This window comes from Thioalkalivibrio sp. ALD1, from assembly GCF_000381245.1.
Lineage (GTDB): Bacteria > Pseudomonadota > Gammaproteobacteria > Ectothiorhodospirales > Ectothiorhodospiraceae > Thioalkalivibrio.
The window spans coordinates 638478-652024 of the sequence record NZ_KB906241.1 but is presented as its reverse complement, the minus strand read 5'-3'; the positions used below and the strand labels follow the sequence as shown (position 1 = coordinate 652024).

At 63.4% G+C, this 13547-nt stretch carries 14 protein-coding genes; 8 read left to right on the top strand and 6 right to left on the bottom strand.

Annotation, left to right across the window (positions count from 1 at the left end):
• Positions 1 to 7 precede the first annotated feature (7 nt).
• Together F623_RS0103045 and F623_RS0103040 are read right to left on the bottom strand one after the other, a co-directional pair.
• Positions 8 to 553: a D-glycero-beta-D-manno-heptose 1,7-bisphosphate 7-phosphatase gene (locus F623_RS0103045; protein WP_018860767.1), complete on the bottom strand. Its 546-nt coding sequence runs from the start codon at positions 551 to 553 to the stop codon at positions 8 to 10.
• On the bottom strand, positions 550 to 1155 hold the full coding sequence (locus F623_RS0103040; protein ID WP_018860768.1) for a D-sedoheptulose 7-phosphate isomerase: 606 nt from the start codon (positions 1153 to 1155) through the stop codon (positions 550 to 552). The genes F623_RS0103045 and F623_RS0103040 overlap by 4 nt, the downstream gene beginning before the upstream one ends.
• Before the next feature lie 188 nt (positions 1156 to 1343).
• Between F623_RS0103040 and msbA the strand changes: the two genes are divergently transcribed.
• The 7 genes from msbA to F623_RS0103005 all read left to right on the top strand — a co-directional run bounded on the left by msbA (position 1344) and on the right by F623_RS0103005 (position 9036).
• On the top strand, positions 1344 to 3164 hold the full coding sequence (gene msbA, locus F623_RS0103035; RefSeq protein ID WP_018860769.1) for a lipid A export permease/ATP-binding protein MsbA: 1821 nt from the start codon (positions 1344 to 1346) through the stop codon (positions 3162 to 3164).
• 71 nt (positions 3165 to 3235) lie between these two features.
• Positions 3236 to 4243: a lysophospholipid acyltransferase family protein gene (locus F623_RS0103030; RefSeq protein WP_018860770.1), complete on the top strand. Its 1008-nt coding sequence runs from the start codon at positions 3236 to 3238 to the stop codon at positions 4241 to 4243.
• On the top strand, positions 4230 to 5327 hold the full coding sequence (locus F623_RS0103025) for a glycosyltransferase family 9 protein (protein ID WP_026278582.1): 1098 nt from the start codon (positions 4230 to 4232) through the stop codon (positions 5325 to 5327). The genes F623_RS0103030 and F623_RS0103025 overlap by 14 nt, the downstream gene beginning before the upstream one ends.
• The gene (locus F623_RS0103020; protein WP_018860772.1) at positions 5320 to 6444 is read left to right on the top strand and encodes a glycosyltransferase; all 1125 of its coding nucleotides are present in this window, start codon (positions 5320 to 5322) and stop codon (positions 6442 to 6444) included. Before F623_RS0103025 ends, F623_RS0103020 begins: the two co-directional genes overlap by 8 nt.
• An 83-nt stretch (positions 6445 to 6527) precedes the next feature.
• Positions 6528 to 7262 (top strand): sulfotransferase family 2 domain-containing protein, encoded by a 735-nt coding sequence (locus tag F623_RS0103015; protein ID WP_018860773.1) that lies wholly within the window; start codon positions 6528 to 6530, stop codon positions 7260 to 7262.
• 2 nt (positions 7263 to 7264) lie between these two features.
• A complete protein-coding gene (locus F623_RS0103010) occupies positions 7265 to 8149 on the top strand; it encodes a sulfotransferase domain-containing protein (RefSeq protein ID WP_018868077.1) in 885 nt (294 codons plus the stop codon).
• Positions 8146 to 9036, top strand: a complete 891-nt coding sequence (locus F623_RS0103005; RefSeq protein WP_018860775.1) for a sulfotransferase — start codon at positions 8146 to 8148, stop codon at positions 9034 to 9036. Before F623_RS0103010 ends, F623_RS0103005 begins: the two co-directional genes overlap by 4 nt.
• Positions 9037 to 9077: 41 nt before the next feature.
• Here F623_RS0103005 and F623_RS0103000 read toward each other — a convergent pair whose 3' ends face one another.
• A complete protein-coding gene (locus F623_RS0103000) occupies positions 9078 to 9845 on the bottom strand; it encodes a sulfotransferase family 2 domain-containing protein (protein ID WP_018860776.1) in 768 nt (255 codons plus the stop codon).
• Between the two features lie 52 nt (positions 9846 to 9897).
• Positions 9898 to 10971: a glycosyltransferase gene (locus F623_RS0102995; RefSeq protein WP_255349365.1), complete on the bottom strand. Its 1074-nt coding sequence runs from the start codon at positions 10969 to 10971 to the stop codon at positions 9898 to 9900.
• A gap of 159 nt (positions 10972 to 11130) precedes the next feature.
• Here F623_RS0102995 and F623_RS0102990 point away from each other — a divergent pair, with 159 nt between their 5' ends.
• Positions 11131 to 11883 (top strand): sulfotransferase family protein, encoded by a 753-nt coding sequence (locus F623_RS0102990; RefSeq protein WP_018860778.1) that lies wholly within the window; start codon positions 11131 to 11133, stop codon positions 11881 to 11883.
• A gap of 12 nt (positions 11884 to 11895) precedes the next feature.
• On the opposite strand, the gene F623_RS0102985 is transcribed toward F623_RS0102990, so the two are convergent.
• Both F623_RS0102985 and F623_RS12795 read right to left on the bottom strand, forming a co-directional pair.
• On the bottom strand, positions 11896 to 12597 hold the full coding sequence (locus F623_RS0102985) for a sulfotransferase family protein (RefSeq protein WP_196799759.1): 702 nt from the start codon (positions 12595 to 12597) through the stop codon (positions 11896 to 11898).
• A gap of 197 nt (positions 12598 to 12794) precedes the next feature.
• Positions 12795 to 13544, bottom strand: a complete 750-nt coding sequence (locus F623_RS12795; RefSeq protein WP_038040133.1) for a hypothetical protein — start codon at positions 13542 to 13544, stop codon at positions 12795 to 12797.
• Positions 13545 to 13547 lie beyond the last annotated feature (3 nt).

Below are 13547 nucleotides of genomic sequence, written 5' to 3'. Positions count from 1 at the left end.
TAGCGGCTCAGTCGAGCCACGCAATGGCCTCGGGCAGGGCACGGATTCGAACGGCCCCGTCTTCGGCCAACCGCGATTCCGTGCCCGACGGATCAAACAGTATTCGCGTACCAACCCCGGCTCGACGCCCCGCCTCGAGGTCGGAGGCGCGATCCCCTACGAGGACCGAACCGGGGAGATCCAGACCCAGGTCATCCCGCGCCCGCAGCAGCATGCCCGGCTCCGGCTTGCGATCAGGACAGGCTCGACGATAGTCGGGCTGCGCATCATGGGGGTGATGAGGACAGTGATAGACCGCCTCGATGCGGCCGTCGCGCTCGGAAAAGCGCTTGCGCATCCAGTCCGTCAGCTGCCGGAATTCGCTGTCGCCGTAATAGCCGCGGCCAATCCCGGACTGGTTGGTGACGACCACCACCGGCCACTGACGGGCGGTCGCAGCCGCCACCAGCTCGAAGATCCCGGGGACAAACTCGACCTGGTCAGGGCGATGCACGTAGCCATGGTCGACATTGATCACCCCGTCGCGGTCGAGAAACAGGGCACGCGCGCTCACGCCGACCCCGAGCGTTCCTGATCGGCCACCAGCGCATCCTCGACGATCCCGCACAGCAGATGCCCGATCAGCCCGTGGACCTCCTGCACCCGTGCGGTGGCGGCATCGGGCACCCGCAGCACATGATCCGCGGGATGCGTCTCCGGCAGCCCCTTCTCGCCGGTCAGGGCAACGGTCACCAACCCACGCTGACGCGCCACCCCGAGGGCCTCAAGCACGTTGGGCGAATGCCCGGATGTACTGATCCCGACGAACACATCACCCGGCTGCCCCAGCGCCTCGACCTGACGCGAGAACACATGCTCGTAGCCAAAATCGTTACCGATCGCCGTCAGCACCGAGGTATCGGTGGTCAACGCAATCGCCGCCGCACCCGGGCGCACCGCCCGATAACGGCACACAATCTCCGCCGCAATGTGCTGCGCATCCGCCGCGCTACCACCATTGCCCGCCAGCAGCACCTTGCCGCCTGCACGCAAGATACGCAGCCAAACTTGCGCAACGAGCTCGACCTCGGCGACAAATTCCGCATCGTCGGCCAGGCGCCCAAATAACCGGCTCGCCGCCGCCAACTCTTTCACGATCCCGTTGCGCAATCCCATTCTCCGCTGCTCCCAACCGGGCAAAGTACCTCGCTCCCATTGACTCCGACAAGCCGCGCAATACGCACTCTACGTACGGCTGGAGCCGGGGAACGAGCCCTGCTTCTGGTAGCATGGCGGCTTTTGCCGGGGCTGGCCACCGGACCCATGACGGCCGGTCCACGGCAAGCACCCCAAGAAGGATCCGGATGAAAGGCAAAGGAAAACGCGTCAAGCCCACCCGCCCCACAGCGGGGACCTCGTGGGAGCTTTACCGGCGCATCTTCGAATTCATCAAGCCCTACTGGCGCCTTGGAATCGTGGCCATTGTCGCGATGATCATGGCGGCTGCGGGACAGACGGCCTTTGCCTGGATCATCCAGCCCCTGGTGGATGGCACCTTCATCGAACAGGATCCGGCAGCCCGCGTATGGGTGCCACTGGGACTGGTGGCCATCTTTGTCTACTACGGCGCCACCACCTTTGCCTCCGACTACACGGTGGCCTGGATTGGGCGCAAGGTGGTCAAGGACATCCGCCAGGCCGTGTTCGAGCAATATCTGCGCCTGCCGGCGGCCTTCTTTGACCGACATTCGCCGGGCACCCTGCTCGCGAAGCTGACCTACAACGTCAACCAGATCAGCTCCGCAGCGTCCCGCGCCATCGTTGTACTGATTCGTGACTCCTTCACCGTGCTGTTCCTTATGGCCTATATGGCTTACCTCAGTGGATGGCTCGTACTGATCGTCTTCACGCTCGCGCCGGTAGTCGCCCTGGTCATCACCGGCGCGAACCGGCAATTCCGCAAGATCAGCCGACGCATGCAGCGCTCCGTGGGCGACTATGCACAGATTGCGGAGGACGGCATCCGCGGACAGGCCGAGGTGAAGATTTTCGGTGCCACGGATTACGAAGCGGCTCGCTTCGACGACACCAACACCCGCTTTCACCGCCAGGCCATGCGCCACAAAGCGGTGCAGGCCGCCGCCCAGCCGCTGTCACAGCTGGGCGCCATCGTCGCCCTGGCCGTGATCGTGTATCTCGCCACGATGGATGTCATCCTGGAGGCGATTACGCCAGGCGGCATGATCTCGTTCATCGCCGCCATGCTGCTGATGCTGCCCCCCCTGAAGCGCATCGTGGGGGTCAACGCTGCAATTCAAAAGGCACTGGCCGCAGGCGAAAGCGTATTCGAGGTACTCGACACGCCTGCCGAACCTGACCACGGTCAGCGTCCGCTGGAACAGACCAATGGGCGCATCGAATTCAAGCACGTGGGCTTTCGCTACCCCACCAGTCATGACCGGGTGCTGAAGGACATCAGCCTGACCGTGGAGCCAGGGCAGACCGTGGCACTCGTCGGCCGCTCCGGCAGCGGCAAGACCAGCCTCGCGCGGTTACTGCCCCGCTTTTACGAGATTGAGGAAGGCGAGATCCGGCTGGATGGTCACCCGATCCAGGAATACCGCCTGCGTGACCTGCGGGCACAAATGGCCCTGGTAAGCCAGCACGTCGTGCTGTTCAACGACACCCTCGGCCACAACATCGCCTACGGGCTCAATCGCGAACCCTCGCTCGACGAGCTGCGCGAGGCGGCGCGCGCGGCGAACGCCCTGGACTTCATCGACGAACTGCCCGACGGGTTTGATACCGTGGTTGGCGAGAACGGGATCATGCTCTCCGGTGGCCAGCGCCAGCGGGTCGCCATCGCCCGTGCAATCCTGAAGGACGCCCCGATCCTGATTCTGGACGAGGCCACCTCGGCACTGGACACGGAATCCGAACAGAAGATCCAGAATGCGCTGGAACGGCTGATGGAAAACCGCACCACGCTGGTCATCGCCCATCGGCTCTCTACCATCGAGAATGCCGACCGCATCGTGGTACTGGATCAGGGACGTATCATCGAAGCCGGCACCCATGCGGAACTGCTCGAGCGAAACGGGCACTACGCCGCGCTGCAAATGGCCCAGTTCGAGGAAGCGCCCGAGCCGGCTGATCACGCGGATGACGATGCCTCCGCTCCCTGAGCCGGGCAGCCGGGTATGCGATGTACAATATGCTGCTTCCGGCCCTTGCCTGACAGGATCTGCCCCGCGCGATGAAAGGCCCGCGTAGCGACAACGCCCTACACCCGTCCAACTGGGGGCAAACCACTGCGATCGCCGCTCTGTGGCTTATTGCGCGCCTGCCGTGGCGCTGGGCCATTGGCCTGGGCGAAACCTTGGGCGGAGCCCTCTACCACGTGGCGAAATCACGCCGCTACGTCGTACGCCGAAATCTGGAGCTGTGCTTCCCGGAGCTGTCGGAAACCCAGCGCGAGGAATGGGTGCGCGCCAACTTCCGCTATACCGGGCGCGGCCTCGCCGAAGTCGCCCTGGGCTGGCTAGGCGGCAAGGCCGTCGACCGGATTCCCTGCCGCATCGATGGTCTGCATCACCTGCGTGCCGCCGCCGAAGAAGGCGCCCCCGTGATTCTGCTGTCCGGCCATTTCAGTTGCATCGAATTGGCCGGAAGGCTGTTCGGCCAGCGCGCCGAGATGGCCGTGATCTACAAACCGATGGAGAAAAAACCCGTGCTCGAGCGCGCCATGAAGAAGGGGCGCGAAAAAAGCCTGAGCCGAGCGATCTCCAAGGACGACATCCGCGGCATTTTGCGCACGCTCAAGGCCGGGGTTCCGGTCTGGTATGCAGGCGATCAGAACATTCGCCAGGCAGATCTGGTCTTCGCCCCGTTTTTTGGACAGCCAGCGGCCACCACCACCGGCCTTTCCCGTCTCGCCAGCATGGGCAAGGCACGCGTGCTGCCGTTGTTCTATCGCGTGGACTCACAGGAGGGTGGCTACGAGATCGTGATCGGGCCGCCTCTGGAGAACTACCCCTCCGGCGACCGAACCGCGGATGCGGCGCGAATGAACCAGGTCCTGGAAGAGGCCGTGCGAGCCTATCCGCAGCAATATTTCTGGGCACACCGACGCTTCAAGACCCAGCCCGAGGGAGCCCCGGACCCCTATCCGGGCATTCGCAGCAAACACATCGGTCGCCTGCCGTGGCAGAAAAACAAGCTCAAAAAGAAGAACAAGCGGAAGACGCCCGGTGACGACTCCTGACCAGTCGACCATAGCCCCATCGACCCCGGGGCCGCCCCGGGAGATCGCACTTCTGCGCCTCTCGGCGCTGGGTGACGCCACGCACGTAGTCCCCGTGGTGCGCTCGCTACAAAAGGCCTGGCCCAGCACCCGCATCACCTGGATCATCGGGCACCTCGAATACCAGTTGCTGGGAGACCTGCCCGGTGTGGAGTTCGTCGTGGTCGACAAGGCGCGGGGGCTACGTGCCTACACAGACCTCCGACGCGCCCTGAAGGGCCGCCAGTTCGACACCCTCCTGCAGATGCAGGTCTCCCTGCGCGCCAGCCTGATGGGGATGCAGATTCCGGCACGGCGCAAGATCGGATTCGACCGTGAGCGTGCACGCGACTTCCAGTGGCTGTTCACCCGGGAGCGCATCGCCGCCCGGCCGCGCCAGCACGTGCTGGACGCGTTCTTCGGCTTTGCCGAGGCGCTGGGCGTACAGGAGCGCGAACTGCGCTGGGACATCCCGATCCCGGATAGTGCGAGGGAATGGGCCGCTCGGCACCTGCCCACCGACCGCCCCGTCCTGGTCATCAACCCGTGTTCCAGCGCCCGCTTTCGCAACTTTCGCAACTGGGCCGCCGAACACTACGCGGCCGTCGCCGAACATGCGGTGGAGCACCACGGCATGACCGTCGTGCTGACCGGCGGCCCCACCGAACTGGAGCGAGACTATGGCGAAGCCATCGCCTCCGACTGCCGCCACTCGCTCATTAACCTGATCGGGACAACCAGCCTCAAACAGCTACTGGCGGTGCTCGAACGGGCTGACGTGGTGATCTCACCCGACTCGGGCCCGGCCCACATGGCCAACTCAGTCGGCACACCCGTGATCGGACTCTATGCCGGTTCCAATCCCGAGCGTACGGGGCCGTACTGCAGCCGTGAGTGGGTCGTCAATGCATACCCCGAGGCCTGCCAGGCGGCCTTCGGCAAGCTACCGGAGGCGCTGCGCTGGGGACAGCGGGTCCGCAATCCCGCCGTGATGGACCGCATCAAGGTCGCGGACGTCACCGCGAAACTGGATATGCTGGTGGAGGCGACGGCGAACCATGCCTGAATCCCCCTCGCCCCGGGTTGCCCTGCTGTTTGCCACCTCGGGGCATAGCGGGGTCGATCGAGTGGTCGCCAACCTCGTCCGGGAATTTGGCCACTACTCCCTGGAATTCGATCTGCTGACCCTGCGCGGACATGGCCCCTATATCGACGACCTGCCCCCGAACGTACGCCGGATACCGCTGCGCGCCGCCCATCGCAACACGGCCCTGCCCGCCCTCATCGTCTACCTGCTGCGCCATCGCCCACAGGCGCTATACACCGCCAGCCATCGACTTAACCGAACCGCACTCCTGGCACGCCGCCTGACCCGGCCCGGCATGCCGGTGGCGATCCGCATGGGCATGTCCATCAGCGCCACCCTCGCCGAGATGAAGCCCTCCCGCGCCCGACGCCTCCAGCACTCGATGCAGCGCTGGTATCCGCAGGCGGACGCCGTAGTCGCACCTTCCGAGGGAGTCGGCCACGATCTGAACACCCTAGCGGGCGTTCCCGCCGAGCGGCTGCATGTCATCCCCAACCCGATCGTATCCACGGACTTGATTGATCAAGCTGCCGCCCCTCTGGAAGACCCGTGGCTCCAAGACAGCCGCACCCAGAAGATCCCCGTGGTCCTCGGGGCGGGTTCGCTGGAACTGCGCAAGGACTTTGCCAGCCTGATCCGCGCATTCGCCAAGCTCCGGCAGCGACGCCCCCTGCGACTGGTCATTCTAGGCGAGGGCCGCGAACGCACGAATCTGGAACAGCTCGCCAGAGATCTCGGGGTGGAGCAGGACCTGCGACTACCCGGTTTCCAGTACAACCCTTACGCCTGGATGGCACGCGCCAACGCATTCGCACTCACATCCAAACGCGAGGGGTCCGGGGCCGTGCTGATCGAAGCCCTCGCCTGCGGCACCCCATGCGTAGCCACCGACTGTCCCTCCGGCCCCGCCGAAATACTGGACCAGGGCACCCTGGGCCCCGTTGTGCCCATAGGCGACATCGAGGCCCTGGCTCAGGCCCTGGACACCCTGCTGACCACACCGCCAGACCCGGCCACCCTGCAGGCGGCTACTCTCCCTTTCACCGCAGAAGCCTCAGCGCGGGCCTACCTGAAGGCGCTGAGGCTCGCCCCGTAATGCACCGCTGAATTGTCCGGCGCAGAAACCCTGTGCTCTAATCTCGCCTCCCGCATGCGCCACCAGCAAGGGCTTCAAAACGCGTGATAATTTCCCACCGCCATCAGTTCGTATTCATCAAGACACGCAAGACCGCGGGTAGCAGCCTCGAAATCGGGCTTTCACGCGTATGCGGCCCTCAGGACATCGTGACCCCGCTCAGCGAAAACCGCGGCGAGGAATCATTCCGGCGTCAGGAAGGGGGCATCGGCCCCATCAATTACCTCAAACCCGTTTCCAGGCATCGCGGCTTCAAGGAGTGGCGGCGGTTGCTCACGCGCGGGCAACGGGCCAGCTACGGTCAGCACACCCGAGCACCCGAGATTCGCGACCTGCTCGGGGAAGACAAATGGAACCGCTATTATCGTTTCACGGTCGAGCGAAATCCCTGGGATCGCGCCCTGTCCCGCTATTGGTGGCAAAAGCACCGCTGGGAGAGCAAGGGGCGTACCGAGTTCCCCAGCTTGAGCGAATACCTGGCCTGGATGGAGCAGCACAAGCCCCACTGGTTGAGCAACTGGGGGCATTACACGATCAATGACGAATTGGCCGTTCACAAGGTGTTGCGCTACGAGACGCTGAGTGCCGACCTGGAGGCCCTGCAGTCCGAACTGGACATGGATGGTGACATCTCGCTACCGACCTACCGCGCGAAGGGCGGCTTTCGCAAGGACAGCCGGCATTACAGCGAAGTCCTTGGGCCAGAGGACCGCGCCATCATTGAGCGCGTCTGCCACCACGAGATATCTGTCCTCGGCTACCGCTTCGAGGACGCCTGAACGTGGCTGCAATCACGCGCAAGCGGGGTCCGGCGCGCCGACTGGTCCAACTGGTCCGCCGACGCTGGCGGCGCTGGCGCGCCGATGTCCACATCGTCTCCTACCCCAAATGCGGCCGCACCTGGCTGGTCGTTCTGCTCAGCAAGGCCCTGGAGCTCCACTACGGCATCCGCCTGCGCAAACCCTTGCGCCTGCGCGGCTACTGCAAGCCATGGCGTGATATTCCGTACATCCTCCAACACCATGACGGCGGCCCCGAATTCCAGTACCCCGAGGAGCTTGATACCGACAAGTCCGCCTACGCCCGCAAGAAAGTCGTATTCATGGCCCGCGACCCCCGCGACGTTCTGGTCTCTTCCTATTTCCAGAAGACCCGGCGCAACGCGAACTACGAGGGGACCATGGACGACTACGTCCACGAACGCCGCGGCGGCATCGAGACCATCGTGGATTTCTACTCCATCTGGGCGCGCAACCGCCACGTACCCGAAGACTTCCTGCTATTGACCTATGAGGACCTTCACGCCGATACCGCGGGCGAACTACGTCGGGTGCTGGACTTCATGGGCATCCACGGAGTGAGCGATACGGTAATCGCGCAGGCAGTCGAGTACGGCCGGTTCGACAACATGCGCCAACTGGAGGCCAGCAATGCGATGGGCTCCAGCGCCCTCGCCGCCCGCGACCAGGACGATTCCGACAGCTACAAGACCCGGAAAGGCGAGGTGGGGGGCTACCACGAATACCTCGACGGGAAGAGTCTCCAGCACGTAGAAGATGTCATCGCCTTGCGCCTGGACCCCTGGTTCGAAAGATACAGGCACCAGGGCACGCCAGCGCATAACGAAGCCAACCGCCCCCCAACCCCGGATGCGGCTGCGCCATGAGCACCCGAGCACAACCGCCCGTCATCATCATCGGCATGCACCGATCGGGTACGAGCCTCCTCACCCGGGTTCTGCAGGAGTCCGGCTTCTTCATGGGCGTTGGCGCCAGCCGCAACGAGGAGGCGGCCTTCACCAACGCAATCAATGCCTGGCTTTTTCGCGAAGCGTCCGCCACCTGGGACCGGCCCGAATCCCTCGACTGGCTGCTCGCAGACGAGGCACTCCAGCCCTGGCTTCTGGACTACATGCGCGACACGGTCGACGGTCCGTCCAGTCTGCGATTCCTGGGGCTACAGCGAAGCCTGCGGGGGTGGGGCCTGAGCCGCCAGCAAACTCCATGGGGATGGAAAGATCCCCGCAACACATTCACGCTGCCGCTGTGGCTGGAGCTCTTTCCCTCTGCCCGTGTCCTCCACATCGTTCGCCACGGCGCCGATGTAGCCGCGAGTCTGCTCACACGCCGTCGCGATGTGTTCAACAAACGCACGCGCCGCTACCGGCAGTATCGCCAGATGTATCGGATGAACCCCTTCGGACCAGGGCGCCGAGGATTCGCGCCCCAAGTTCGTTGCGGCACGCTGGAGGGCGGGCTCGATCTCTGGGCCCTTTATGTGACGAGGGCGCGCCAACACCTGCAGACGTTGGGAGACCGGGGCCTGGAAATTTCCTACGAGGCACTGCTCACCGAGCCAGAAGGTACGCTGGACGCGGCCCTGCGATTCTGCGGGTGCCCGCTCGATCCCGCACAGCTGGCAGCGACAGCGGCAAGCTTCCGCCCTGATCGGGCTCACGCCTGGCACCAGGACGAGCAATTGCGCGAGTTTGCGGAGCACCACCGCCAAACCCTGCAGGCCCAGGGTTATGACTCGCGGCCCCATGGCGGATGAACTGCCCCCAGCCAGACAGCACGCGCGATCGCTTTGAATGTTTATTGGGGCCCTGACGCGCCTCGGTCGGTAAACGAGTATTCGAAGTACTCGATCTCCTGGCTGAACAGTTGCTCCACCTTCTCCCGTTCCTCCGGGCCGTAGTACTCCTGCCAGGGTTTGGGGTAGGTACGCCGCTTGGCCGATGACAGGGTGTCCACGCCCTCGATGCCAACCTGCGACAAGGCGTGCCGGAAATCGGCCTCCAGGTTTTCGTAACGCCCGACAAAGTCCACGGCCACCTCGTCATTGATGGTGTACATCGGCCAATTGTCATGCTTTTGCCGCCCCGAGCGGGCGTCGGCGATCACCTCGCTCAGAAAACCGCTAAAACTCGGGGGCGCTTCATCCTTCCGTGTGCGATAGAGGTAATCCGACACCGCGCGTTCGTACGGATTCCGGACAAAACAGAATTTGTAGTAGTCACGCCAGATATCGGGCATGGCATCGCGTATCTCCACCGCCGGGGGATGCGACGAGGAGGACAGCCCGAATTCCCGTTTGAAGCGCTTTTTCATTACTTTGTTCAGCGCCGATGCCCAGCCCCGCCGCTTGAGCATTGCGCTCCAGAGTTCGGAAATACCAAGAGGTGTCAGAAGCTGGCGCCGCATCCAGGGCTGCATAGCCCCCTCTGCCTGAATGCTCTCGTGGACACTACCCAGCATCACGTCGTCCGGACCGAGATGCGGCGCGAGAGAGACCTTCATCGAACTGCCGGCGACCTTGCGGCAGTGGATGAAGATGAAGCGATGCCGATGGCTGATGATCATCCCTGCACTCCTCGCATAACAACCTGGTTCGCGACTCCCGACTCCACGAGATTCATGTCGATTTGAGCCCCATCACCTGCAGGTACTGCAGCGCAACCCGGTCACTGCGAAAGCGATCCAGCCCATCACGCAACACATCGCTCCTCGGAGGATCGCAGAGGGTCGCATCCATCGCATGGCACATCGCCTCGACATCTCCGACCGGAACCAGTCGCCCCACACGCCCGTTCCGGAGAATCTCGCGCGGACCAGACGGACAGTCTGTAGCGACCACGGGCACGCCCGCCGCCAGGGCCTCCACGATCACATTACCGAGCCCTTCATACCGGGACGACAATACAAACAGCGCCGCACGGGCAAAGTACGGGATGGGATCCGGCACGTACCCGGGCAGATCCACCGCCTCGGACACGCCGAGTTGCTCTGCCCGCTGCCGCAGTGACTCGCGTAGTGGGCCATCGCCCAGGATCACCAGTCGGGCTGGCTGGCGCGCTGTCAGACAGGCAAAGGCCTCAATCAGGGTGGCGAAATCCTTCTGCCCAGTCAGCCGGCCCGCACCCACGATCACGGGCGGGCCCTCACCTTGAAACCAGGGGTGGTCGACCGCGTTTGCGGCGCGCTCGGGAATATCGGGCGTCACGGTCGGGTTGTAGATCACCTGGACCTTGTCCGTGGGCATGCCAAAATGCGTGGTCAGGTCGTCCCGTACGCCTTCGGAGATCGCAATCACACAATCCGCCTGGCGATACAAAAGCCGCGCCGTCCAGCGCTTGAAACGCCGCCGGAGCGTCTGGCTCGGAGTATTGGTGACCTTCACGAATACCGGCACAGGGCAGCCTGACAACCGGCGCGCAATAACGGCAACCTTGGCTGCGTGATCCTTGGCGGTTAGCAGGGCATCGGGCGGGTCTTCTTTCAACAGACGTGCCAGCTTGCGAATGCTGTCCAGCTTTCCGCCACTGGCAAGATCGACCACATCCACCTCGGATGGTATTTCGTCGGGATACGGGACTACGCCCCCGCGCGTAAGGATCAGCTGCGGCTGCACCCCCTGCGCGAGGAACTCCCGACACAGGATCACCATTTTGCGCTCAATACCGCCCCACGCCTTGAAGGGCGAGAGGATCGCGACCCGTGGTTTTCCCAACACCTGCCCTCCATTAGACGCGACCGATGATAGCGCAGACGCCCTGGAAACGCTGACCCGCGTCGGCCCGCGGATGGGCATCGGCGGGCCAGCCTGCAGGGGAGAGAGGGGACATGAGCGTGCTACAATTCGTGAACTATGCACGCCTCACGCTTCTTCAGTGAGCGGTTCAATCCGCTCCTATCCAGCCTTGATGGTCGAGTACAGAAGCATCGCGTCAACCCCCGCATCCTGGTATCCACGTCGCAACGCTTTGTGTTTTACCGGATTCCCAAGGCCGGACACTCCACCGTCGGAAACACCCTCTTGCGCTATGACCCGTCGATCACCGACGAACAGCGCGAGGCAGTCCAGGCCTCCGGCGACAAGATCGGTGTTTATCGCCATCCCCGCGACATCGGACTGATGCGCAGCCGCGAGGCCTGGCGCAACTATTTCCTGTTCACCTTTGTGCGCAACCCCTTTCATCGCACCCTGTCCGCCTATCTCGACAAGATCATGCGCGACCGCCCGCCCGCAGCGAAGAACCTTGGCACTGGGTCAGTGCAGAATGGAGCGCCCCTCAGTTTTGCCGATTTCCTCCAGCGCCTGGAAAACGGAGCCCTTTATCGTGGTCCCCACTGGGCACCCCAGGTCAGTTTGTTACCCCGCGACCGCAGCCGGCTGGATTTCACGGGCAGGCTGGAGCGCATCGACAGCGATCTCCCAGCGCTGGTTGAAAAGCTCTTCGGGACCGAATCCCTTGCAGAGGTACACAACTGGGATCCTCACCGGACTGGCTCGTCCAACAAACTTGCGGACTACTATGGCGGACCCGAGATCGACCGCATCCGCAAACTGTACCGTGAAGATTTCGAAGCCTTCGACTACGCACTCGAACCGAACGAGTGAGGCACGCCAACGTTACGGTCGCCAGGCCGGATCATATCGCCCAACGGTAAAATCCTGCTGATACAAGGCGGCCACACGCGGATAGAGCGAGTCGTCGTAGAACTCAGCCACTCGGCCCGCCGCACCCTGAACCTTGCCCTGATAGCTGCGCTCCAGCGAATGGGGCTTGCTCAGGTCCAGTGACACTGGGAGTGTTACACCCACCGCCGCACACACCCGCTTCATCTCCTCCCTCAGGTTTTCCAGCTGACCGACATGATCGAACTCATCCGGAGGCGCCATCAGCAGGTCGCACTGCGGCCAGAAATGCTTGTTTACCCAAAGACCGCCCGTCTCGAGGAACCCAACGAATTCGGAAAAACCGTCCGCATCCTGACGCCCGGCCCCCGGAAAACAGGAATATCGAGACTTGGCCGATGCCACCTTGTCCAGAAAGCCCGAAAGGCAGCGCGCGTAGGGATTACGAAAAATGGTAAATCGGTAGTAACGGCGCGCCGCCAGGAGTTCCCGAACCGAGAGATCATCCAGTCGCTTCCCCGAACTGCGCGCGCTTTTCAGCTCCGACCGATAGGCCGCCCGCGTCATCGGCGTGCCCGCTGAAATGCTTTCGCCCGCCACCAGCTCGTTCAAGTAGAGGGAAATGCTTGAGTTACCCGACTTCTTGATCCGGTTATAGATCAACCCCAGGTCAGGATAGACATGAGCGCGGTCCATGGTGGCCACCCGCAGTCCTCGCGTAGCGGTCAGCCACGCGACTTTGGAACGAGTCAGCCTCTTACGGATACTCGGTGTGTGTTTTGCCATAACAGTACTCGATATCACCGCGGCCGAGATGCGAGGCAGCGTAAGGGTTCCCCGCAAAGGGGCGCTGGAACGCCGTCCCCTTCCATCGGGGTGGTACCACGCCCAGCCTAACCTTCGTTATGTTCCAGACTGTCCGCGAGAAATCGGGCCGCCTTGTCAGGGGGCGCGCTCGAATCCAGGTGCACAAGCGGGATGCCCCTGTCGCCGCAGATGCTCGCAGCAATCTCGGTAATGTCGAGAGCCTGCTCAACCATTTCGTGGAAACGTGTTACGTCCGGGTTGCGCTGGCGCAGGCGCGCATTCACGAGATCGGGCGGGGCGACCACCAGAACCAGCGCGTCCGGGGCCGGCATGCTGTCCAGATAGGCCTGGACCTGTTCCGGCGACGCCCCCTGACCCAGACTAATGGCCCGCTGGGCAAGTCCTTCGTCAAACGGAATCCAAGTGTTTCCCGGCAACCGTTCGGTCGCTCGTGCCAGTGCGACACTACCCATGAAGCTCTGCATCCGTTCCAGCGCAAGCGCCTCTCCTCCCTCCGACTCGCCACCGCGCACCAGCGCCAGACGCAAGAACTCGGGCCATGGGGATCCGGCCTCGCGCAGGGATCGGAACTCGTGACGCACCATCTCCTTCTCAAGCTTGGGGCGCATCCATCGTTGCAGACCCTTGCGGGCGTACAGGGCCGCCTCAAACCGTCGCCGGAAAGCGCCCGCGCCCTGACGCTCCTGATAGGTCCACAGCGGAAGTAATCGTGGAGATGCGGCCTCGATACCCCGCCGTTTCCATTCTGCCTGGAGAGGTCCGAGCAGCGCGGTCTTGCCCACACCAGGCGGCCCCATCAATTCCAGTCGACGCATGCG